Here is a 23,223-nt window from a genome sequence, read left to right on the forward strand (position 1 = left end):
GAGAAATAAATCTATTTAAAGGGGTACCAAGGATGGGGAAATTCAAGAAAGACCAAAAAGTAGTTGCACTTACATTTGAGGGGTTAACGCCATGTACCATTGTAAGAGTTGGTTGGATTTTTATTACGGTACAGGTAGAGGAAACAAAACATCTGTATTCGATTACAAAAGGTAAGATAGTTCCTTTAGAAGAAGACAAATACTACTTATTAGAAGAGTGTATAAATGAAGAAGGTAACTTTAAAATAGGCGATGTGTTTGGTATTATTGATTCATCGAACTTAGAAAGTGTAAAGAAAGAATTTGCTAACAACGGTGAATTCGAGAAGAAAGATGGACAATATTATACAAGACTTAAAACAGGTAGTGAGTTACTGAAACAATACTTCAACTAATATTTCACAAAGGAGTATGCAATATGATTGAGATGAAACAGGTAAAAGTAGGGAGAGACCAAAAGGAGTCTCTTTTTGTTTTAAATGGTGAAGGTGACATTATATTAAGTACAGAGAAAAGGTCCATCTTAAACAGTTGGTGTAATCTATTAGGGATAGAGATACCGACTAATGTAAAAATAACAGAAGTAGACAATGTACATATAACTACATATCAAGTAGAGAAGACTGTCATGTGTAAGGAATTTATAGATAAGAAAGAAGTACCTTTAGGGGTATCTCCTTGTCTAACCTTTGTACCTATGAAAGACTGTGATGAATACATGGAAGTAATTGCTTACGTACATATTGACGAGAAAGTCACAACAATCTATATACCGCATGAAACTTCAAATGTATTTGTAGAGTTGTATACAGGAGAAGTAGACACTAGTGTAAAGTTACCATTTTTAAATTATAATTTCTAATTTCTAATAGGATGGTAGGAACATGATTCCAAATATAGAACTAGGTATCAAAACGGTAAAGGGTCAAGACTTAAAATTAGGTGATATATTAAGTGCAGATGGGTTAATAGACACAGTTGTAGTAATAGACGAAGAAGGTAACTTACATACACAAGTAAATAGTGAACCATCAATGGCATTCGAGTTAGAAGGTTTTATCATAGTAGAGTCAAAATGACCTAATTTTGATATTTACGGACATATTTCAAGTGGGAAAATATGCTCAACTCACCCTATCAATAATTACAATGGGATTATCTGCTTACATTTGCTTGAACAAAAAGATGAAATGAGGCTTTCGATAAAAGTGAATAATCTTATTTATGTTAGGTATATAGACTAATAAAAAAATTTTATATTTTATTATTGGGAGGACGAAATAATGGATTTGGTAAACAAATTTTTAAACGGCTTGAGAGCAGCATTATCAACAGATGATCTCGAGGCACTAAATAAAGCGTACGGTGCTACAAAAGATGATATTGATACATTAAGGTCAGAATATCCAAATTGTCCAGAATCACTAATCTCTTTACTTGAAAATATTGATGGTACATATTGGCGGAAATATGGAGAAAACAAAGTTGCGGTATGTATTTTAGGCTCAGATGTTGAAGAGTATCCATATTATTTGCTTTCTACACAGCAGATGCTCGAAAGTTCAAAAGAAGAAGAAGACGTCTCTTATCTTTTAGAATACCAAGATGACGAGGATACTGTTGATTCTAAGATAAATCCAAAAGGACTTCTCCCTGGCACTTATATTCATTTTTCAGACTGTATGAACAATGGTGGAACATCAAGACTCTATATTGATTTTAACCCTTCTGATGAAGGTGTATGTGGTCAAATAATTCGTTTTTTGCACGACCCTGATGAATATGAAGTGATTGCAAACAGCTTTGATGAGTATTTACAGGATCTTATTGATGGTGATTTTAATTTTCTAGAAGAAGAATCTCAATAATTTGTGAAGAATTACACTTCAACTAATGGGAGCTTTAGTTGAACAAGATTTAAACAAATTTATTATTTATATTTGTCTACAAACTCATTTAAAAGGTTAGAAATTAAACAACTTTAAAGAGCCTTACTACAATATGATTTGTAGCGAGGCTCTTATATTTTTAAATCAGAATTAAATAACATTATTATCACTTTACATGTAATTGAAAAAGCTGGTATATTCGAAAAGATTGAAAAAAAGTCGATTGAAGAAAAAGATGGTTTATATACTGTTGTTCTTGTAGCAAAATATAGTAAAGAACAACGTACCTTTATCATAACTTATAACGCTAAAGAAGAAATAGCTATATATTAAATAAAAAACAGATACAGTGGAAGTTTCCACTGTATCTGTTTTTTTGTTTTAACCAAATTATGGTTATTCGCGCTAATATGAACACATAGCTATATAAAAAGGGGGGGGTATTATGAAAACCGAAATAGTTCCCAAAAAGAAGTACAGTATAATAAGCTATATATCTTTACTTATCGGAATTATGTGTTTTTTATTCGTTTTTATAACTCCGACGAGAATAGCGAATGCGGGAAATATAGTTGGAGATTATGTAACGATTGCTCTTACAGGTGTAGGTATTATACTTTCAATAATCACAATGACGAAACAAACAGAGAAAAAGGGGATAGCTATTATTTCATTAATACTGTCCTCATCATTTTTTATATTTTGGATTATCGCGATTATCTTATTGTTTACTGGTCAAATAAATTTTGCGCCGTAATGAGCAATAAAAAGAGTCCTTCATTAATAGAAGGACTCTTTTTTATTCGGTATCTTCAGGTTGATATTCTAAAATATCCCCAGGTTGGCATTCTAATGCTTTACAAATAGCATCTAAAGTTGTAATTCTAATTGCTTTTGCTTTTCCATTTTTTAATATAGAAAGGTTAGCCATTGTAATTCCAACCTTCTCCGAAAGCTCTGTTACACTCATTTTTCTTTTAGCTAACATTACATCAATATTAATTATTATTGCCATGTTATTCACCTCAGACCGTTAAATCATTTTCTGATTTTATATCTATCGCATCTTTTAAAAGTCTTTGGAGAACGGCAGCAAAGACTGCGATAACCATTGAAGCAAAGATTAGGAGCATGCCAAGTATAATAATACCAGGTGCATCATCTCTCTCTGCTACAAGATAGAAGAGTGGCATACCTACCACATATAAAATACTGATTGTTACTGCACAGTTTTTTATCTTTTTTAAAGCTCTAACAGATAATTTCGAGAAAGCGTTACCCTTGTCAATAAAGCTTACAAGTTTAAAGGCTTGATATAGAGCAAAATAAAAAGGTATCACGGTTGCATATAGATTGATTAAAACAAGATATTTTATAAATGCAATATCCGGGAACAATTCCGCTGCATATTTCCCTATGTTAGGAACTAAAAATATACATAAAGCAAGAACAGGGATTCCAATCAGAATAATAGCTGTCTTTAAAAAGAGTGTTGATCCTTGTTTCATATAAAGCACCTCATTTAAATATTATCTATTTAATCTAACATGAAATTTATCGTTTAACAATAAATTTTTATTTATTATAATCTTGTTTTTATTGTTAAACCAATTTTGTATTTTAATGAAGATAATCATTCCTTCTTTTTGTAAATGATGTTATGTTAAAAGTAACGATTAAGTCGTTCTTATCCCGCTATTTGTGGGAGTCGGGCTGCCCGTAAAAGCCCGATTGGTGAAGGCTAATAATCAGTGGGGATGGAAAAAAAACCCTCTGATTAAAGTTTCACTTTATAGATAATAATTAATATGATTATACTTTTAGAATTTCTTCAACTACTACAAATAAATGAATAGTAAAAAGCCGATTATCCTTTAGATTACAAGAAATCGGCTTTTTTATACAAAAGATCGCTTAGCGTACGAAAATCGCTTTTTGTTGGCAGTGCCCTGTCACAATCAAGCTGAGAAAAACAAATAATCCAAAACGAGAAAATTCTTAAGTTGATGGATGTGTAATGCTACTCCTATGTTAAGGTTCGAGTCATTTGAAATAGCACCCTCTATATTGAGTGGTGTTAAAGCGACGTATATGATAAAAAAGATGTATCGCTTGTAAAAAAAATGCATCACCTTGAATGAGCTAATACGACAAGAATCCGTTTCGGGCCTAATTAGGGAATGCAGTACAGATCAGTATATAGTATACAAGCATTCCCTTTCTATAAATACGGTATGTTTTTAATATAATTAAAAGAAAATTTTTGTGTTCTTTAATATGATGTCACATAATACCAGTTTTTTTCTATTTTTGTGATTTCTTTATATTCATTATTAAAGTCGTATTTGTTTGGTCTAGTATCATTTGGTGTATAAATAAATCCTGAAAAATTATCTAATATACCACGATAAGTAAAAAAGAAAACAGAAATACCATTTTTATTTTGTTGAATAATTACATCCCCACCGTTTTTGGAAGTGGATGCAAACTGTTTAGGTAAATGAATTTGTCTACTATCATAATGAACATTAGGAGTTAACTCTTTATGTTCTATAAGTGTTATAACTTTTTCACGGTCTTCTTTATAGATAATAAAATCTAAATTTATATAAATCTCATTAAATGGTATACATATCCAAGTAATTATTATGATTAATTGAATAATTAACGGTTTCCAATTTTTGTATTTGATAAGATGTATGATTGTGAAAATTAATATTAAGAAAAACAATCCATGAACTATTATTGAAAGAAATGGCATAACAAATGGGGTAAGGAATTCAACTAAATACCATTTGAAAAAATGATAAAGTATGAGAGCGAGACCGCTTATTAATGTAATTTTGGTTAAATTCTTATTCAAATTTTGAATCTCCTTTCTATACTAAAAACTATGTGATTTTAGTATGAATATAAAATATATTTTTTCATAAATTTCCCTTGTTTTCATTTTATTAACTTTGTGTGATTAATATTTTGAATATATCATAGATTTGAAATTAAATAAACGGACATTAAATTTTTACATTTTATATAGAATAAAAGTGAGGGAAGTTTTCAAAATAGACTAGTTTTTTATTTGAAATGTAATTTGATTAGTTTCATGAAATAGATCCAGTTCCGGTAAAATCAATTGCAACAAGTGAACATTACGAAACTAAGAGGAGCATATCAAAGTCGGTGACACTGACTTATGGGACAGTTCACTTCTGATTGTGGAAACGGGGCAGTACAGAAGTGGAAAAATTCTGTGTTTCTTTTTAATTAATATATTTATTGGGAAAAACTTCGGAATTTCAGGCACAAATGCTCCTTCTATCCTATAATAGAAGCTATTCTGGACGTAAGCAATTTGTAAGGAATGAGTAAGAAAAAAGAGATTTTCATAGTATAAAATATTTATTATACCTGCGTATAACACCTACTACTAATAATGTGTTATAATACGAATTAGCAACATAAAGGAAAGGAATTAGAAAAAATGACCTTACAAAATACTAAAAATTTAAAAAAACAAGTTGCTCCTTTTGAAAAATCAACGGCAAAAAAAAGTGTTTGGCAAATCATCAATACGGTAGTGCCATTTATTATCTTATGGTACCTTGCTTATAAAAGTTTGTCCGTTTCTTATTGGTTAGCATTAGTTCCAGCTGTGTTAGCCGCTGGATTTATGACACGGGTTTTCATTATTTTTCATGATTGTACCCATCATTCTTTCTTTAAAAGCCGTCGTGTAAATAGAATAGTAGGGACATGTATGGGTGTTTTAACTTTATTCCCGTTTGATCAATGGGGGCATGAGCATTCCGTTCATCACGCTACAAGTGGTAATTTGGATAAGCGAGGTACAGGAGATATTTGGACACTTACAGTGAATGAATATTTGGCAGCGCCATTTAGACTCCGTTTAGCATATCGTTTATATCGCAACCCATTCGTTATGTTTGGATTAGGCCCGATTTATGTTTTCCTACTTAAAAATAGATTTAACAGAAAAGGTGCTAGAAAGAAGGAACGCATGAACACCTATTTGACGAATGTGTTAATCGTTGCTTTAGTAGGGTTACTTTGCTGGGCACTCGGATGGCAATCGTTTCTTTTAGTACACGGTTCCATATTCTTAATAGCAGGTTCAATAGGTATTTGGCTGTTTTACGTACAGCACACATTCGAGGATTCTTATTTTGAAGAAGATAAAGATTGGGAATATGTGAAAGCGGCAGTGGAAGGAAGTTCGTTTTATAAACTTCCCAAAATCCTGCAATTTTTAACTGGTAATATTGGATTTCATCATGTTCACCATTTAAGTCCAAGAGTACCTAACTATAAACTAGAAGAGGCACACAATAATACGCTTCCTTTAAAAAATGTACCAACGATTACTCTTGCTACAAGCTTGCGGTCAATTCGTTTCCGTCTTTGGGATGAGCAAAACAACAATTTTGTTACCTTTAAAGACGTCAAAAAATTAGTAAAAAACAATGTTTCTGTTCCAGTAAAATCAGAACTATAACTTCACCACATATAACTGACTCCCCTTAATCATTTTTGACTTAAGGGGAGTTTTTGTTTAACTAGTAGATGTACGATATGGAGAAAACTTAAATGATTTAAATTGTAATGGTGGTGGATTAGGAAACAGGCATTAATAAAGGAGACAGTAAATATGTTATGTTAACAATGTGAAGCGTTTGATACCACAACTTTTTTAATGAATATCATGCTTCGTCTCTGAGAATATTTCAACAGACAGGAAATGATGTAAACGTAATACCAAAGTATCTTAATCTGCAAAACAAATAACAATAAGAGTTATGAAGTTATTTTGAGATAATAAAGTGCAAAACGGACAAACTCAATTATTCATGAATTTGTCCGTTTATCTTTTAGTGGAAACAGGGGAGTATGTAAACCACATGTGCATAAAGTGTAAAGCTGTTTAAAGATTTGTGTATTCAGCTAATCTGGTCTTTTTTGCAGTTGTTACTTTTTAGTTTGACCGGATAGTTCAACAGACTTTTGCGTACAACGCTGCATAGCTGAAATGATGGCTGTTCGTAAGCCTTTTTCCTCTAATGTTGCTACAGCTTCTATAGTTGTTCCGCCAGGGGAACAAACCATATCTTTCAATTCACCTGGATGTATGCCTGTTTCTAGTACCATTTTTGCAGAGCCTAACACAGCTTGAGCTGCGAATTTATATGCTTGATTTCTTGGCATACCATCTAATACAGCTGCATCTGCCATTGCTTCTATAATCATATATACATATGCTGGCGAAGAACCACTTACAGATGTTACAACATCCATTAATTTTTCACTTACGATCTCCGTTTGACCAAAACTATTGAAAAGGATTAATACATCTTCTAAATCTTTTTCTGTCACCATTTCATTAGGACATAGCGCAGACATTCCTTCTCCAACAAGAGCAGGTGTATTAGGCATTACTCGTACAACCTTCAACTTTTTATCAAAAGCATCTTCAGTACTTTTAATGCTTTTTCCTGCAGCGATCGTTACGACGATAACATCGTTTTTTATCACTTCTTTTATTTCGTTAATTATTGATGCGTATAGGTCTGGTTTAATTGATAAAATTAAAATATCAGCATTTTTAGCTACTTCATTGTTGTCAGTTGTTATAGTTAGTCCATATTTTTCACTAGCATTTTTTAAATTCGTAGTGTTTAAATCTGAACAAATGATTTTATTTGAAGACACTATATTTTTGTTTATCATCCCGCCAATCATAGCCATTCCCATATTTCCGCATCCGATGAATCCAATTTGTTTGTTCATAATAACTCAATCTGGCTCCTTTTATCATAAATTATATCGGTTTCAAATTATTATTCTAAAATAACAATAACATCCAAGTGCAATATAAAGAAACATTCTAAGAGAATACGTTCTTTTTTGCAATACAAAAAATAAAGAAATCAATTTTATTCTGTACTAAACAAGTGCATTTTCAATTATTTAATATTTTATGTTATTTACTATTTGGTAACGTTTAAAAGCATGTTGGAGAATAGGTATAGTTATATCAACTTTTTCTAGATATGGTGATATTCATAAGTGTGTACATAATTTCATACTTAAAGCTTGTCGCTCTATTCATTTTGCAAAATACCTCTTGACACAAAAACGAAATATATAGCATAATATAAAAAATCAAATGGAAAATCGTTGAAGGGAAATAGTACATATGTCTTCTTACGAAAGAGAGTGGAATTCACCGGCTGAAAGATTCCTCGTATAGAATGTATCGAACCTATCCCCGAGTCTTAAATGAAAGTTTAGGCGTACGCCTGCGTTATAGGCGCCAAGTGGATATCTATGTATATCAATTAAGGTGGTACCGCGGAACAATGACCGTTTCGTCCTTTTTATTTTATTAAGGGCGAAGCGGTCATTTTTATTTTGCTCTTTAATAGGCTAGGTGCAGCACTGATAAGAATAGAAGCCGCTGTAAGCTGTATGAATAGAAGTGAAATTAATAAAAAACTTTGATTTTAGACTTGGGGGATACAAAAGTGAAAAAACAACGAATTGTTGTAAAGATTGGGAGTAGTTCCTTGGCAGATAGTCACGGAGGCATCTCTAAAGAACAACTTTCAGATCACGTTGCTGCATTGGCACGATTGAAAGAGGAAGGGCATGAAGTTTTACTAATTACATCTGGGGCAGTCGCTGCAGGTTTTTCTGCTCTAGGGTATTCTAGTAGACCTGTTACAATTAAAGGGAAACAGGCTGCTGCTGCTGTCGGACAAAGTTTATTAATGCAGGCATACACGGAGGAATTCCGTAAATATGGTATCGTTACTGCACAACTTTTACTAACGAGAAGTGATTTTTCTAGAAAAGAACAATACAGTAACGCTTATGCTACTTTAGGAGAGCTACTAAACCGTTCCGCTCTTCCAATAATCAATGAAAATGATTCCATTTCTTTAGAAGAGCTGACGTTCGGTGATAATGATATGCTGTCAGCTTTAGTAAGTGGACTTGTTTCGGCAGATATGCTCATGATTTTTACCGATGTGAACGGTTTATATGACCAAAATCCTCAGAAAAATGCGGATGCGAAAAAATATCATTTCCTTCCTGAGGTAACGGAAGAAATTGCTTCTCTTGCAGGAGATGCTGGCTCAAAACTCGGGACTGGCGGTATGAAATCAAAAATCGATGCTGCAAAGACGGCACTATCTCTTGGAGTGAGTGTATTTATCGGAACGGGATGTGGACAGGAGAAGTTTTTAGATGTTATGAAGGGCAAAGGTGATGGAACATATATCGGGAATGCTCCTCAAAAAGTGATTAAGATGAACAAGCAATGGATCGCCTTGCATTCGCTTGTTAGCGGACAAATTGAAGTAGATGCGGGGGCAGCCACTGCCATCATTCAACATGGAAAGAGTTTACTTCCTGCTGGTGTTACTAGTGTGTCTGGATTTTTCCAAGTGGATGAAGTCGTGGAAGTAATTACGCAACAAGGGCGCGTAATAGGAAAAGGACAATGCACATATAGCGCAGAGGAACTAAGGAATTTAAAAGGTATGCAAAGCCAAGATATTCAAGCAAGAGGCGAAAGGCATAATTATGAAGTCATCCATAGAGATCACTGGGTTTCATTGTAAGCTTTAATTCTAGTACAAGAAAGATTTAGATACTGGTGTTAAAGGGCTCTCAAACTGTAACCTTTAAAAAGGAGGAAATAAAATGAATGAAGTATTGGCAAAGGGAAAAAGAGCAAAAGAGGTTGCTCGAGAACTTGTTCTTAAATCTACGAGTCAAAAAAACGAAGCACTTGCTGCAATTGCTGAAAGGCTAATAGTAGAAACAGCTTATATTTTAAAGGAAAACAAACGAGATATTGAAGAAGGTAAGGCGAAAGGATTTTCCGATTCTCTTCTTGATCGTCTTATGCTCAATGAACAGCGTATTATTGATATGGCAGAGGGGATTAAGCAGTTAATTGAATTACGCGATCCTGTTGGAGAATGTGTAAGTGCATGGGAGCGACCAAATGGATTATCTATTCAGGAAATGCGTGTACCACTTGGTGTTGTCGGAATGATTTACGAGGCAAGACCGAATGTAACGGTAGATGCTGCTACAATTTGTTTGAAAACAGGAAACGCAGTCATATTACGTGGTAGTTCTTCTGCTATCAATTCTAACAAAGCCATCGTTAGCGTTATTCACCGAGCGCTCAAACAAACAAGCTTGCCTCCAGAAAGTGTACAGCTCATAGAAGATACAACGCGAGATAGTGCAAAGCAGTTGTTTACATTGAATGAGTACTTAGATGTTCTTATCCCAAGAGGCGGCAAGCAGTTAATAGATACTGTAGTGAGAGAAGCATCTGTTCCAGTACTTGAAACAGGTGCGGGAAATTGTCATATTTTCATTGATGAAACAGCGGATAAACAAATGGCATTTGATATTATTATAAACGCAAAAACGCAGCGTCCATCTGTATGTAATGCAATAGAAACGATTGTACTTCATGAGAAGTGGGCGCAGCAATTTGGTAGCGAGCTGTTTTCTTCTTTGAAGGAAAGAGGCGTGGAGCTACGTGGAGATAGTAAAGCATTGGCAATTGATTCTTCTATTGCATTAGCTTCAGAAGAAGACTGGGAAACAGAGTTTTTATCTCTCACACTGGCAGTTAAAGTGGTTTCCACTACGGAAGAAGCGATTCATCATATAAATACGTATGGATCCATGCATTCCGAAGCGATTATTACAGAGAACGAGGAAAACGTCAGCAAATTTTTCACATCTGTTGATGCCGCGGCACTTTATCATAATGCATCGACTCGTTTTACGGATGGATCTGAATTCGGATTCGGCGCAGAAATTGGCATCAGTACACAAAAGCTACACGTAAGGGGACCAATGGGGCTACCTGCATTAACTTCCACAAAATATGTGATTCGTGGAAATGGTCAGATTCGGAGATAAGAATTATAAAAGAACAAGTAATAAGATGAAGACACCCAATTCAGTTTAAGTGTCTTCATCTTATTACAATTATTCATTTACCATACAAAAAGCCCCACAAGCATAGCGCTTAATAAGGAAACAGCCATTCCGCTAACAAGAAGCTTCCAAACATTTTTTCCGATTATTGATGATTTTTCCCCGCCAAATAATGAATTGTAAGTTCCATAAATCATACCTACTGTACTAAAGTTTGCAAAAGAAGCTAGAAATGTAGTTGCAACTGCAATTGTATGTGGCTGTAAAGATTTTAGATTTGATTTTAAATCCATCATTGCAACAAATTCATTCGTTGTTATTTTTATCCCCATTAATTCAGCTACATACATAGCATCTTTGCCTGATAAACCGAGTAAAAAAGCAAAGGGACTAAAGATAATCGAGAAGATTTTTTGAATTGTTAAACCTGTTACAAAAAAGCTTAAAATACCATTTAAACATGCTGTTAATGCTACATAGCCAATTACCATCGCTAAAATAACAATAACCATATTCATCCCAACTAACATACTGTTTGAAATAGTAGAAAAGAAATCTTTTTTTTCATTTTTTGAAGGTGAATAAATAACATCCTCTTCTTTAGTAACTTCTACAGGATTTAAAACATTAGCCAAGATTAATGCGTTAATACAGTTTAAAGGAATAGCGCTGAAAATATATGTTGCTGGAACCATTGATAGATAAGCACCAAGAATGGATCCGCTGACGCTACTCATACTCATAATTCCAAAAGTCAACAAACGATTTTCTTTTAACACAGATAATTGATCACGAACAACTGCAAGTGCTTCCGTATTTCCTAAAAACATCATTTGAATGGAAAAGAAGCTTTCTAACTTTGGTAAACGAGAAATCTTTGAAATGATTGCACCAACTTTATCAATAATCCAAGTTAAGATTCCAAAATACGAAAGAATATCAAAGAAAGTGATAACAAAAATGATAGGAAGTAAGGCGCTAAAGAAGAAATCAACTGTTTGATTTTCCATAGCTGAAGGAAATACAAATCGAATTCCTTCATTCGCACATGATAGTAGCCAACTGAAAAATGACGCAATTTTATTAATGATAATACTGCCCAATTTCGTGCCTAACATAAACCACGTAATAAAAAGCTCCAATATTATTAGAATAACGATGGGTCTCCATTTTATTTTTCTTTTATTAGGCGAACATAGGAAAACGATTAATATTACAACGAAAATCCCTAACATATTTAATATGAAATGCATGTCAACAACTCCTTGAGGCTTATTATTTGTATATAAAAAAGCCCCTATTCTTCCAAATTTGGATTATGATCAGAAGTTATGAAGAATGTAAATTATGTTTGGGATTAATCTATTTCAATTTATGTACTAAAAATTAATGTTTTTTCGCTTTATAAAGGATATGTATTAATAATGTAAAGCAACAAAATAAATCTATTGGTAGAACGAAGGACAACAATTATTGGAAGTATGATAAAATTTTCTAAACTAATAACCGTATCCATTTTTAAACTGTTTAGGTGAAATACCAGTATGTTTTTTAAAAATCTTTGTAAAATGACTTTGGTCGTGAAAATTTAATAATGTAGAAATTTCGGATATAGAATGTCTCGTATAAGTCATTAACTTCTTTGACTCATCTACTTTGGCACGCTGAATATATTCATTTAGAGAAATTCCAACTTCTTTTTTGAAAAGGGAAGATAGATAACTAGGGTTTAATGTGACTATTTCTGCAAGGATAGTTAGTGTAATATCACCATAAAGATGAGTAAATATATAATTTTGGCATTCGTTTATAGGTTTGGAATGTTGCTGCATTGTACCATTTTTGACACGTTCTACAAACTCAAGTAAAGCATTCTCCAAAAAAGGGGCAATGGCTTCATTTTTATGTATTTCTTCGAGTTTTTGTATAAATAAATCGCTAAGAGTATATGCGATTTCAGGGAAAAGTCCTCCTTCTATCGCAGATCTAGTTGCAAGTGTAATAGCTGCAATGGCAGAATTTTTTTGGCTTCGCAGGTGACTCGTCTTTGATAACACCCCAAGCTCTCCTGATTCAGGTAATCTCCTTAGATTTTTAATTAAATCATCCTTTTTCCCTTGCTTAATACACTCAAATATTTTCCTCTCAGCTAGTGGATCGATATGAGTTAATGTACTTTGTCGTTGCTCCGATATATGTATTTCGGGCTGTTCAATTTTAAATTCCACCTTTTTTACAAGCATGTTTTTTTGCAGAACATCTGCTATGTTCAATTGTTTCTGATACAGCATGTAATAAAGCACTAAACTTATATTTAAAAAACTCAAATTATTTAATACGGGTAGAGAACGATAATATCGAATCATTTCTTCTTTGTCTATTTTTAGTTGAAGATCATTAACGATACCTTTAATTGATGTTTCTGATAGCCTGGAATAAAGGACGGGTCCAACAATGATGTTCCCACTAATTTGGTCGTTCAAAAGCAGATTAATTGCGAAAAAATTTTCAAGAAAGGCTGTCTCTTCTAATGACGGAAAAGTAAAGGGAGGCTGTTCTTTAAATATTTCATTAAGTATCGCCTCTTTTGAAGAATACATAGGGTTATGCTGAATATTGGACGAGATTTCAAATACTAAATCTCCATTGTTATTAAGAAAATAGACAGGTGTTTTATGTACGTCAAAGACTAGTTTACAAATATAATATAAATCCTTTAGTTTGGAGAGACTCATTATTTTAACCCCTATTCTTTAAAAATTAGCTAAATTTTTTACCAGTATTCTAAAAAATATACCATAACATCTAAAGAATAATAACTATAATGACATTAAGAAAGCGTTTACTTAATTATTTTTTAGGAGGGCTATCATGAAAAGGGATATTAAGAAAATCATTTCACAAATGACATTAGAAGAAAAGGCAAGTCTATGTTCTGGATTAGACTTTTGGAATACAAAAGGGATTGAGCGATTAGGAATTCCTTCAATTATGGTAACTGATGGACCACACGGACTTAGAAAACAGGCAGAGGGAGCAGATCACTTAGGGATTTATAACAGTATTCCAGCGACTTGTTTCCCTTCAGCAGTAGGGTTAGCTAGTACATGGAATAAAGAATTAATAAAACAAGTAGGAGTTGCATTAGGAGAAGAATGTCAGGCTGAAAATGTAGGAGTTCTCCTTGGACCAGGTGCAAATATTAAACGTTCGCCGCTATGCGGAAGAAACTTTGAATATTTTTCAGAGGACCCATATTTATCATCACAAATGGCTGCAAACCATGTTAAAGGTGTACAAAGTCAAGGGGTTGGAACGTCATTAAAACATTTCGCTGCTAATAATCAGGAGCATCGTAGAATGTCTGTAGATGCAATTGTTGATGAAAGAACATTGCGTGAAATCTATCTTGCTAGCTTTGAAGATGTTATTAAGGAAGCACAGCCTTGGACAGTAATGAGCGCTTACAACAAAGTGAATGGTGAATACGCTTCGGAAAATAACTATTTATTAAATGATATTTTAAAAGATGAATGGGGATTTGAAGGTTTTGTCGTTTCTGATTGGGGTGCAGTAAATGAGCGTGTTGCAAGTTTAGCTAACGGTTTGGAGTTAGAAATGCCTTCAAGCTTTGGAATTGGTGAGAAGAAAATTGTCGACGCAGTTAACTGTGGTAAGCTATCTGTAGAAAAGCTTGATCAAGCGGCAGAGCGTCTTCTTTACATTATTTTTAAAGCTTATGATAACCAATTAGAAAACGCTGTGTATAGTAAGGACGCGCATCATCAGCTTGCAAGAGAAGTTGCAAGTGAAAGTATGGTTATGTTACAAAATGAAGCTTCCATTCTTCCGCTGAAAAAAGAGGGAACGGTAGCAGTAATTGGAGGATTTGCAAAGCAACCACGTTTTCAAGGTGGCGGAAGCTCTCATATTAATCCAACAAATCTTGAAAGTATTCTCGAAGAAATTGAAACGGTATCAGGTGAAAAAACGAACATATTATTTGCCCAAGGCTATGACATTGCAAGTGATGATGTAAATGAAAGCATGGTTAATGAAGCAAAAAAAATAGCAGAGCGAGCAGATACAGCGGTCCTTTTCGTTGGACTTCCAGATCGTTATGAATCTGAAGGCTTTGATCGAAAGCATTTACAAATGCCAGAAAATCATGTGCAATTAATTGAGGCTATCGGTGAAGTTCAAAGTAATATCGTTGTAGTTTTAAGTAACGGTGCTCCAATTGAAATGCCATGGATAGGTAAAGTAAAAGGAATACTTGAAGGCTATTTAGGTGGCCAAGCATTAGGCGGGGCGATTGCCGATATATTATTTGGTGATGCGAATCCAAGCGGGAAATTAGCGGAAACATTCCCGAAAGTGTTAAGCGATAATCCTTCTTACTTAAACTTCCCTGGTGAAGGGGACAAAGTGGAATACAAAGAAGGTGTGTTCGTCGGATACCGTTACTACGATGCGAAAAATATTGAACCGTTGTTCCCATTTGGTTTTGGATTAAGCTATACAAATTTTGAGTATAGTAATCTTTCAATAAATAAGAAAGAGATAACGGATACGGACACTGTTTCTATCAGTATGAACGTGAAAAATACTGGTAGTAGAGCAGGGAAAGAAATTGTTCAGCTTTATATAAAAGATATTGAAAGCAGTATGACTCGTCCTGAAAAAGAGCTAAAAGGATTTGAAAAAGTAGAATTGCAACCGGGAGAAGAAAAAACGGTTAGCTTTACTTTAAATAAAAGATCATTTGCTTATTATAATGTTGAATTAAAGGACTGGCATGTTGAAACAGGTGAATTTGAGATTTTAGTAGGAAAGTCTTCAAAAGAGATCGTTTTACATGATAGCATGTATGTTCAATCAACGACTATAACTCAAAAACCAGTGCATCGTAATACGTTACTTGGGGACATATTTACGGACCCAATCTTAGCACCAATCGCAAAAGGGCTTATGGAAAAAGCAGTAACAGACAGTCCGTTTGGTAGTATGACTGAAGGGGATAGTGATGCATCTGAAATGATGGACGCTATGCTGAACTATATGCCATTACGAGCATTAGTGAACTTTAGCGCAGGTGCTTTTACAGAAGAAATGTTAAGTGAAATAATTGGGATATTGAACGATGCGCAGATGAATTGATAAGCGGCGAATGCGAGGAAGTTAGGCGGGAGATAATGGCCCGGAAATGCCTAATTAAAGTTTTACTTTATCCATTGAACATTCTTTGTTGAATATTAATTAAGCTTAATAATTTATTGCAGGATGTTTCTCCAGCACGCAAAAAGGCAAATGAGAGTTAGAATCTCATTTGCTTTTTTTGTACTTATTTTGCTAAATGTAGAATCATATGCTTATCTATCATCTTTAATCGTTGCTTATAAATATGAACGATGAGATGGCCATGAACCTTGGAGTTTACGAAGTTGTATAATTTGACCTGTATGATATGCATCGTGCAATAGGATATTCATATATTGTTGCCAAACTGGTAGAGACGGACTTGGTTGATCCAGTTCTGCTTCTTGAAGGGATGTTAATGAAGATTGTAAGGCATCATGTACTTGGAGCGTTCGCTTCACTGTTTGTTGCCAAGCACCATCATCATTAGGTCCACCTTGGACAAAAGTGTCATCATTATTTTGTGGAGCAACAAATGTGTCATCCTGATGTAAGCGGGAAAGTAAGCGCTCTTTAAAGATTAGTAAATGGTTTGCATTTTCCCAAATCGTATTACTGGCCGTTCCTTCTGGGTACCAACATGCTTGTGCAGCAGTAAGATTCTTTAACGCTTCTGATATCGGTGGGTACCATTCTTCTTCGTAAAAAACTTGCTTGACTCCATTTTGTAATATTTCTTTTTTACTCATTCGTATAGCCTCCTTAACTATGAGATAGACCAACAACAAGTGTTAGAGAAATTAGAAACGTACCTACTTATCATCTGATTGATGTTTGGAAGTTTTTAAAAGAACAATACGGCGCCGTTGTAGTAATTGCAGAAATAAACTTATGCTTTCCAAATCATTTTTATAAACGTAATAAATTCTCCTTTCTCTTCAATAAACCTGCCTCATAGTTGAACAAGAAAATTAACTGCAGCTTAAATTTAAAAACTTGTAGCAATATAAAGTTTCAGAGAGTTTTAAAATTCTAAAAAGTTAGAAGGTATAATTCGATGAATATAGAATTTAATACATAGCAAATAAGGAGGGGATAAAATGGAAGTCTTTCACGTGACGAGTAGAAAAAGGGAAACATACAACGTTCAAATGAAGTATTCGATACTTTTCGAATGCGCACTTGGCATTGCGGCAATTACTCATAAGAGGTTAATCGACACGCTTGAAAAATCTCAAAGCGAATGGGAAGAAATAAGACAATCTTTATCACATGAAATGATAGAACATTTACAATTTGTTGAGAAGCATAATACGTGGAAAGCGTTGCTACAGTTACTGTATGATGGAGATTTTACGGATTTATCTCAGTTTGTTCACAATATCAATTCGTTATCGGAAGTAGATTTTAAATATGTGTGCTTACCGTTTTTAGGAGAAATGCATCAAGGAAAAAGACGTTTAGCAGCAAATGGAGACGTAACTGCAATACATGAATTAAAGGAACTGGCACATGATCACCAGTTTTTCTCTACTTATATTGGCTTTATATGTGATGCAGATGTACAAGAACTAAAGGGTCATTTAATCGCGGTTATGACAGGATGGTATGAGGGTGTTATTAAGAAAGAAGAGGAGCAACTGCTCTCTATATTAAAGCGAGATTATGAAGCGAAAAATGAAATGAATAAAAAGATGAAACCGGAAGAGTTTGTCGAGTGGGCTACAGGTGGCGTTACATATATGCCAGAGCCAAGTGTGCATCACGTACTTCTTATCCCGCAAATTACATACAGACCGTGGAACATAGAAGCTGATATTGAAGATACGAAAGTGTTTCATTATCCGGTCGCAAATGAAAGTATACATCCGGAAGATCCATATGAACCGAGTTATTTTTTAGTTCATAAACATAAGGCGCTCGGGGATGAAGCGAGATTACGAATTGTAAAAATGTTGTTTGAAAAAGAACGTACATTGCAAGAACTAACGGAAAGATTACAACTTGGAAAATCGACAGTACATCATCATTTGAAATTGTTACGTTCAGCAAAGTTAGTAGATATTCATGACGGAAAATATGTATTGAGAAAGAAAGCAGTACAGTCGTTAGCGAAAGAATTAGATGCATTTTTGAATAGATAATATACAACGGGAATGTACATAAAGGGAGGAATTTAATAGAAAAGTTGGTGAGCTATAGTGAATAGTGTATTGAAAAATCGTTCATTCTTTTTTATGTGGATTGGCAGTGCAATTTCAGAATTAGGCGGGGCTTTCGGGACGTTATGTAATTCAATTCTCGTTTATGAATTAACAGGATCAAAAACAGCATTAAGTAGTATGTGGTTACTATATTTTATCCCGTCACTCATACTGCAACTTATAAGCGGGCCATATATTGATAAATGGAGCAGAAAGTGGATTATGATTTTTTCGCAATGGATGCGGGCCTCTGTTTTCTTCCTGCCTTTAGTAATGCTAGTTACTAACAGTGTAGAAGTATGGCACATTTACGTTGTTCAAATTATAGTAGGGCTCATTACGCCGCTGTATACACCCGCCAGTCAAGCGATTACACCGAGCATTGTAAGTAAAGAGCAGCTTCAAGATGCAAATGCGTATATAGATGGAATGACTCGTCTTATGATGTTTCTAGCGCCAGTATTAGGTGGTATCGTCATTCATTTTATTGGAATGAAGCTTACATTATTTTTTGTGTGCGTTTGTCTATTAATAAGTGGAGGATTATTACTTTTCATTACAGAAAAGAGGATAAAGCAAGAACTTCGAAAAACGTGGCTAGAAGAGTTTCTTCACGGCTTTACATATTTTTTCACAAAACCAGTTATCGTTTGGCTTGGTATCTTTCTAACATTCGTTCAATTTGGAGTAGGAGTAACGATGGTTACGAATCTTCCTTATATTAAAGATGAACTATCGGCAGGGTATGCTGAATACGGTTATTTTATGGCAGGATTCCCACTTGGCTATGTAGTTGGTTCCATATTAGTTGGGAAAGTGAAGTATAGGAGCCGTAGATTACTTATGCTTGGAGGATTATTCGTAGGGGGCCTTACTTACATTTCACTAGGTTTAAATAATAGTATTATTATTGCGATTGTAATCGAGGTAATTGCTGGTATATGTATTGCATTTTTCAATGTTCATAACACGACGATATGCCAACAAACTGTCCCAAGTAATATGATAGGAAAAGTATTTTCAGTGCGATTATTTTTCATACGATTGGCAATGCCATTAGGTGTGTTATTAGGGGGAATACTGAGTGAAATGTGGGGAGTGAGAGTACTATACTTTATCATTGGCTCGATTATATGTGTCACTTCTTTAATAGGAATATTGGTTCCGTATTTCAAATTTTTAGATGAGGCAATTGAGGAGAAGTCAGCATAATTCTAAAGATTTGAAACTTTATAATTGAAAACAATTATCATAATCAATTATAATAGAAGAATACTAGTATTCGTATTACAAAGAGGGAGTGGAATATATGTTTATCGAAACGAAGACATTTACAGTAAAAGAAGGTACATCTAATATAGTTGTAGAGCGTTTCACAGGAGAAGGCATTATTGAAAAATTTGAAGGATTCATCGACTTAAGTGTTCTCGTTAAAAAAGTAAGACGCGGAGATGAAGAAGTTGTAGTTATGATTCGCTGGGAATCGGAAGAAGCATGGAAGAACTGGGAAACGAGTGAAGAGCACTTAGCTGGACATAGAGCGGGCCGCGGTAAGCCAAAACCAGATCATATCATTAAGGTTGAGCACGGAGTTTATTATGTGAAATCATCGAAATCGGCTTATCAACAGTCGTAAAAATACATTTGTTTAATTATATTCTTTCGAATAAATAACCATCTATCTGCTTACTGATAGATGGTTATTTATATTGAATAAAGAGAATGATTCGCATGTGATGTAAGAATAATTAACGGATAAGTTAAAACTAGAAATGTTATAATATAAACTCGATCAGTGAGTAAGATTAGGAGGAACAATAATGGTTCAATCGATAGTTCATATCGCATTAGTAGTAAAAGACTATGATGAGGCAATAGAATTTTATACAAAGAAACTAAATTTCACATTAGTTGAAGATATTTATCAGCCAGAAGAAAACAAACGGTGGGTAGTGGTATCTCCTCCAGGTTCAGTCGGCACCACAATATTACTAGCCAGGGCATCTAAACCTGAACAAGAGCCCTTTATTGGTAACCAATCAGGCGGTAGAGTATTTCTTTTCTTAAATACTGACGATTTTTGGAGAGATTATAATGAAATGATTTCAAGAGGAATAGAATTTGTGAGAGAACCGAAAGAGCAATCATACGGAATTGTTGCAGTATTTAAGGACTTATACGGGAATTTATGGGATCTACTGCAACTAAAGGATGATCACCCAATTGCACAAAGAATTAAGTAGATTACTACGATTGACAGCCTTTATCGGTAAATCGAGATTCCGTGTCGAATTGTTCATATAATTTCATTCATTGTATTCCAAATGTTGCATTTTAAAAACGTTCTAGACTATAGGGGAAAGCATTAGACTATTAAAAATAGTCTAATGCTTTCCCCTTGAATATTTAAGTGTTATTAATATGAGTATATATACCCTCTGCTTAAAAGGAGATGAGTGAATGAAGTTGAATCATTTAAATCTATGTGTTGATGATTTATCAGAAGCTAGACATTTCTTTGAAACATTTTTTGATTTTCAATTTTTGGAGCAAAAGGGAAAGGCACTTGTAGTAATGAGTGATGAGAGTGGATTTATACTTGTGCTAAGTGATCCAAAAGCATTTAAGGGGAATAAGGAAGTTATGTATCCTGAAGCTTTTCATATTGGTTTTCTAGTGGAAACTTCAAGTGAAGTTGATCAATCATATAATCGTTTAGTAGCTGGTGGCATTGAAATAGACAAGAAACCGTATTCAATGAGAGGTAGTAGTTATGGTTTTTATTTTACAATGTTTAATGGATTGTTAATTGAAGTATCTTGCCTTGACTATAGAGATGGTAAGAAAGTCTCAAAACTGAATGGCACTCATCAAGAATAATTCTTTGAAGGTGTATATATAGCCCCTTATCCAGTTTGGAAAGGGGCTTGATCATTTTATTCGCTTATTTAATGGAACACCAAAGTAAAAAATAAGCATCTTTTAGTCAAAATCCCCACTGATTAAAGTTTCACTTTATTAATCTAACCGAATTTCAAATTCAAGCACATCTGGATCTTTCATAAATGGCATACTTTTCTCTTTAAATCGTAAGCTTATTCCAGACAAATTATCAGGAAGAGCAGGGGAAACTACAAATTGGTAGCTCACATGTCCATCTGTTCCAGTCCATCCTTCTGCCCAGCAATCGTATGTATCATTTATCGATAATTCAACAAGGCTATGTGTATTATTCTCATTAAGTGTATTGTTTTTTGGATCCCATTCCATATATAAATTAATTACACTAGCGTTAGAATATTGACGAATAAAGGTTACAGTATACACAGTTTCTTTATGTTCATAAGTTTTTAAAACGGGTATATGTTTTTTAAACTTAGTCGGTTCGACGCGAGGTTTAAACTCATTTTCGTCCATCATAGATGAGAATAATGAATTTAAATAATCGGGATATAACCCGTTCTGCTTTGCCCAATTAGAAATGGCTTCATCTGGTGGGAAACCCGGATTCCCATTCGAAAGTTCTTTCCGTTCTTTTAATAAAGAGCAAATTTTTTCATCAATAGAAGATAAGCGGTCATCATAATGATCAGTAGGGCGTTCAAAAGGCATTCGATTCATCGTCATTCCTCCTTTTCTTTTAGTTTAACAAAAAATGACAGACTACTGTAATACATAGTCTGTCATTTCCCCCTTAATTTTTCACATCATTATATAGTTCCAGCGCCTCTTTCACATTCAATCTATTTTTCACAATGCCATGAATTGCTTGAATCATCGCAGCTGGATGTTCGGATTGCCATATGTTTCGGCCCATGTCTACTCCGATTGCGCCTTCTTGCAGCGCATTGTACGTAATGTTTAATGCGTCTTCGATTGAATCTAGTTTCGGTCCGCCCGCGATTACGACTGGGGCAGGGCATGTGCTCGTAATTTTTTCGAATCCTTCGCAGTAGTACGTTTTAATAATGTCAGCTCCCATTTCAACACACACGCGGGAGGCGAGTGCTAGAAAGCGAGCTTCTCGTTTTTGTAGTTCTTTCGCAACGGCGGTAATACCGAGTACTGGCAGGCCGTAATCGTGAGCTTCAGATACTACGTTTGCGAGATTTGAAACAGTTTGTGTTTCATAGTCTGATCCAACAAAGACAGAAACGCCGACGCCAATTGCGTTTTGTTTTACTGCTTCTTTCACAGGTGTAACAATTGTTTCATTCGCTAAATCTTTGCCGACTACAGTTGCCCCGCCTGATACACGCATAACCATCGGTGTGCTGCAGTTTTCAGGAATACAGGAGCTGAGTACACCTCGTGTTAAAAAGAGGGAGTCTGTATATGGCAGCAAGTTTTTAACTGTTTCTAGCGGTTGTTCAAGTCCGTGAATTGGTCCTAAAAAATAACCGTGATCTATTGCTAACATAACTGCTCTGCCATCAGGTAAAATTGTGTTTAATCGATTTTTAAATCCCCAAGTCATTAGGAATCACTCCTTCGTTAATGTTGGATTTTCAGTTTGCACTGTATCTTTATTTTGTAAATGTGGTGATTTTATAAAAACAGCTTTAAAAGGTTTGTCAGAATGGTTAATAAGATAGTGAGATTCATGAGGGCGAACTTGCAAGACATCACCTTGTTTGATTGGAACTCTTTCGTTATTCACATAGAAATCTATTTCGCCTTCTAACGCATAGAAGACTTCTTCGCACGTTGTATGATAGTGATTTTGAAACTCTTGCCCAGGCTGAATCACGACTAGGCCAAGATCGATATTTGGACCTTGTATTAAATATTTAGGCCCGTTATCACCGAAGCGATAGGAGAAATCATTTTCATTCGCTTTTAACATACATTTCACTCCTTTATCCCGCGTTAACGGGCAGTAAAACTCCCATCTCAAAATTTGGCTGGAGCAAAGAAGTTAGGGGGAGATCAACTGCCCGTAAACGCCCGATTGGTTCAACTAATAATCAGTGGGGGAGGAACAAAACCCCCATTGATTA

At 34.5% G+C, this 23,223-nt stretch carries 24 protein-coding genes, 1 pseudogene and 1 other annotated feature; of the genes and pseudogenes, 15 read left to right on the forward strand and 10 right to left on the reverse strand.

Annotation, left to right across the window (positions count from 1 at the left end; genetic code table 11):
- Positions 1-32 precede the first annotated feature (32 nt).
- The 6 genes and pseudogenes from AC0IXC_RS02340 to AC0IXC_RS02365 all read left to right on the forward strand — a co-directional run bounded on the left by AC0IXC_RS02340 (position 33) and on the right by AC0IXC_RS02365 (position 2,646).
- Positions 33-395, forward strand: coding sequence for a hypothetical protein (locus AC0IXC_RS02340; RefSeq protein WP_471652534.1), 363 nt, complete (start codon positions 33-35; stop codon positions 393-395).
- A gap of 23 nt (positions 396-418) precedes the next feature.
- A complete protein-coding gene (locus AC0IXC_RS02345; protein WP_002032882.1) occupies positions 419-862 on the forward strand; it encodes a hypothetical protein in 444 nt (147 codons plus the stop codon).
- A gap of 22 nt (positions 863-884) precedes the next feature.
- Positions 885-1,079, forward strand: a complete 195-nt coding sequence (locus AC0IXC_RS02350; RefSeq protein ID WP_471652535.1) for a hypothetical protein — start codon at positions 885-887, stop codon at positions 1,077-1,079.
- A gap of 204 nt (positions 1,080-1,283) precedes the next feature.
- On the forward strand, positions 1,284-1,868 hold the full coding sequence (locus AC0IXC_RS02355) for an SMI1/KNR4 family protein (protein WP_016101155.1): 585 nt from the start codon (positions 1,284-1,286) through the stop codon (positions 1,866-1,868).
- 198 nt (positions 1,869-2,066) lie between these two features.
- A pseudogene (locus AC0IXC_RS02360) lies at positions 2,067-2,222 on the forward strand (DUF3887 domain-containing protein); the annotation flags it as partial.
- Between the two features lie 112 nt (positions 2,223-2,334).
- Positions 2,335-2,646, forward strand: coding sequence for a hypothetical protein (locus AC0IXC_RS02365; protein WP_326997257.1), 312 nt, complete (start codon positions 2,335-2,337; stop codon positions 2,644-2,646).
- Positions 2,647-2,688: 42 nt separating this feature from the next.
- Here AC0IXC_RS02365 and AC0IXC_RS02370 read toward each other — a convergent pair whose 3' ends face one another.
- The 3 genes from AC0IXC_RS02370 to AC0IXC_RS02380 all read right to left on the reverse strand — a co-directional run bounded on the left by AC0IXC_RS02370 (position 2,689) and on the right by AC0IXC_RS02380 (position 4,752).
- Entirely contained in the window at positions 2,689-2,904 is a 216-nt protein-coding gene (locus AC0IXC_RS02370; RefSeq protein ID WP_000974615.1) for a helix-turn-helix domain-containing protein, read from the reverse strand.
- Between the two features lie 10 nt (positions 2,905-2,914).
- Positions 2,915-3,397, reverse strand: coding sequence for a DUF2975 domain-containing protein (locus AC0IXC_RS02375; protein WP_002032872.1), 483 nt, complete (start codon positions 3,395-3,397; stop codon positions 2,915-2,917).
- A 764-nt stretch (positions 3,398-4,161) separates the two neighbouring features.
- The gene (locus AC0IXC_RS02380; protein WP_016101156.1) at positions 4,162-4,752 is read right to left on the reverse strand and encodes a hypothetical protein; all 591 of its coding nucleotides are present in this window, start codon (positions 4,750-4,752) and stop codon (positions 4,162-4,164) included.
- 618 nt (positions 4,753-5,370) lie between these two features.
- On the opposite strand from AC0IXC_RS02380, the gene desA reads away from it, so the two are divergent.
- Positions 5,371-6,402 (forward strand): Delta(5) desaturase DesA, encoded by a 1,032-nt coding sequence (desA, locus tag AC0IXC_RS02385; protein WP_061675371.1) that lies wholly within the window; start codon positions 5,371-5,373, stop codon positions 6,400-6,402.
- 470 nt (positions 6,403-6,872) lie between these two features.
- On the opposite strand, the gene proC is transcribed toward desA, so the two are convergent.
- Positions 6,873-7,691 (reverse strand): pyrroline-5-carboxylate reductase, encoded by an 819-nt coding sequence (proC, locus tag AC0IXC_RS02390; protein ID WP_113769242.1) that lies wholly within the window; start codon positions 7,689-7,691, stop codon positions 6,873-6,875.
- 381 nt (positions 7,692-8,072) lie between these two features.
- Positions 8,073-8,283: a binding site (T-box leader), on the forward strand.
- A 145-nt stretch (positions 8,284-8,428) separates the two neighbouring features.
- On the opposite strand from proC, the gene proB reads away from it, so the two are divergent.
- The gene (proB, locus tag AC0IXC_RS02395) at positions 8,429-9,532 is read left to right on the forward strand and encodes a glutamate 5-kinase (RefSeq protein ID WP_471652536.1); all 1,104 of its coding nucleotides are present in this window, start codon (positions 8,429-8,431) and stop codon (positions 9,530-9,532) included.
- An 82-nt stretch (positions 9,533-9,614) separates the two neighbouring features.
- On the forward strand, positions 9,615-10,862 hold the full coding sequence (locus tag AC0IXC_RS02400) for a glutamate-5-semialdehyde dehydrogenase (protein ID WP_088039635.1): 1,248 nt from the start codon (positions 9,615-9,617) through the stop codon (positions 10,860-10,862).
- A gap of 77 nt (positions 10,863-10,939) precedes the next feature.
- On the opposite strand, the gene AC0IXC_RS02405 is transcribed toward AC0IXC_RS02400, so the two are convergent.
- Together AC0IXC_RS02405 and AC0IXC_RS02410 are read right to left on the reverse strand one after the other, a co-directional pair.
- Positions 10,940-12,133, reverse strand: a complete 1,194-nt coding sequence (locus tag AC0IXC_RS02405) for a NupC/NupG family nucleoside CNT transporter (RefSeq protein WP_002084844.1) — start codon at positions 12,131-12,133, stop codon at positions 10,940-10,942.
- 246 nt (positions 12,134-12,379) lie between these two features.
- Entirely contained in the window at positions 12,380-13,615 is a 1,236-nt protein-coding gene (locus AC0IXC_RS02410) for a helix-turn-helix domain-containing protein (protein ID WP_471652537.1), read from the reverse strand.
- A gap of 136 nt (positions 13,616-13,751) precedes the next feature.
- Between AC0IXC_RS02410 and AC0IXC_RS02415 the strand changes: the two genes are divergently transcribed.
- Positions 13,752-16,040, forward strand: a complete 2,289-nt coding sequence (locus AC0IXC_RS02415) for a glycoside hydrolase family 3 C-terminal domain-containing protein (protein WP_471652538.1) — start codon at positions 13,752-13,754, stop codon at positions 16,038-16,040.
- Positions 16,041-16,276: 236 nt separating this feature from the next.
- Here the strand turns inward: AC0IXC_RS02415 and AC0IXC_RS02420 are convergent, their stop codons facing one another.
- Positions 16,277-16,768: a DinB family protein gene (locus tag AC0IXC_RS02420; RefSeq protein WP_341085710.1), complete on the reverse strand. Its 492-nt coding sequence runs from the start codon at positions 16,766-16,768 to the stop codon at positions 16,277-16,279.
- Positions 16,769-17,119: 351 nt separating this feature from the next.
- Here AC0IXC_RS02420 and AC0IXC_RS02425 point away from each other — a divergent pair, with 351 nt between their 5' ends.
- The 5 genes from AC0IXC_RS02425 to AC0IXC_RS02445 all read left to right on the forward strand — a co-directional run bounded on the left by AC0IXC_RS02425 (position 17,120) and on the right by AC0IXC_RS02445 (position 21,103).
- A complete protein-coding gene (locus tag AC0IXC_RS02425) occupies positions 17,120-18,163 on the forward strand; it encodes an ArsR/SmtB family transcription factor (RefSeq protein ID WP_471652539.1) in 1,044 nt (347 codons plus the stop codon).
- A gap of 57 nt (positions 18,164-18,220) precedes the next feature.
- Entirely contained in the window at positions 18,221-19,435 is a 1,215-nt protein-coding gene (locus AC0IXC_RS02430) for an MFS transporter (protein WP_471652540.1), read from the forward strand.
- A 97-nt stretch (positions 19,436-19,532) separates the two neighbouring features.
- Complete coding sequence (hmoA, locus tag AC0IXC_RS02435) at positions 19,533-19,859, forward strand: heme-degrading monooxygenase HmoA (RefSeq protein WP_000469495.1); 327 nt, start codon at positions 19,533-19,535, stop codon at positions 19,857-19,859.
- A gap of 184 nt (positions 19,860-20,043) precedes the next feature.
- The gene (locus AC0IXC_RS02440; protein ID WP_002084855.1) at positions 20,044-20,466 is read left to right on the forward strand and encodes a VOC family protein; all 423 of its coding nucleotides are present in this window, start codon (positions 20,044-20,046) and stop codon (positions 20,464-20,466) included.
- A gap of 217 nt (positions 20,467-20,683) precedes the next feature.
- Positions 20,684-21,103 carry a VOC family protein gene (locus AC0IXC_RS02445; RefSeq protein WP_044438236.1) on the forward strand — a complete coding sequence of 140 codons (420 nt, stop codon included), beginning with the start codon at positions 20,684-20,686 and terminating at the stop codon, positions 21,101-21,103.
- Between the two features lie 138 nt (positions 21,104-21,241).
- Here AC0IXC_RS02445 and AC0IXC_RS02450 read toward each other — a convergent pair whose 3' ends face one another.
- The 3 genes from AC0IXC_RS02450 to AC0IXC_RS02460 all read right to left on the reverse strand — a co-directional run bounded on the left by AC0IXC_RS02450 (position 21,242) and on the right by AC0IXC_RS02460 (position 23,069).
- Positions 21,242-21,844 carry a hypothetical protein gene (locus tag AC0IXC_RS02450; RefSeq protein WP_471652541.1) on the reverse strand — a complete coding sequence of 201 codons (603 nt, stop codon included), beginning with the start codon at positions 21,842-21,844 and terminating at the stop codon, positions 21,242-21,244.
- A 73-nt stretch (positions 21,845-21,917) separates the two neighbouring features.
- On the reverse strand, positions 21,918-22,700 hold the full coding sequence (lsrF, locus tag AC0IXC_RS02455; RefSeq protein ID WP_002084866.1) for a 3-hydroxy-5-phosphonooxypentane-2,4-dione thiolase: 783 nt from the start codon (positions 22,698-22,700) through the stop codon (positions 21,918-21,920).
- Between the two features lie 6 nt (positions 22,701-22,706).
- The gene (locus AC0IXC_RS02460) at positions 22,707-23,069 is read right to left on the reverse strand and encodes a cupin domain-containing protein (protein WP_471652542.1); all 363 of its coding nucleotides are present in this window, start codon (positions 23,067-23,069) and stop codon (positions 22,707-22,709) included.
- Positions 23,070-23,223 lie beyond the last annotated feature (154 nt).

It is taken from the genome of Bacillus sp. AC266, from assembly GCF_979253805.1.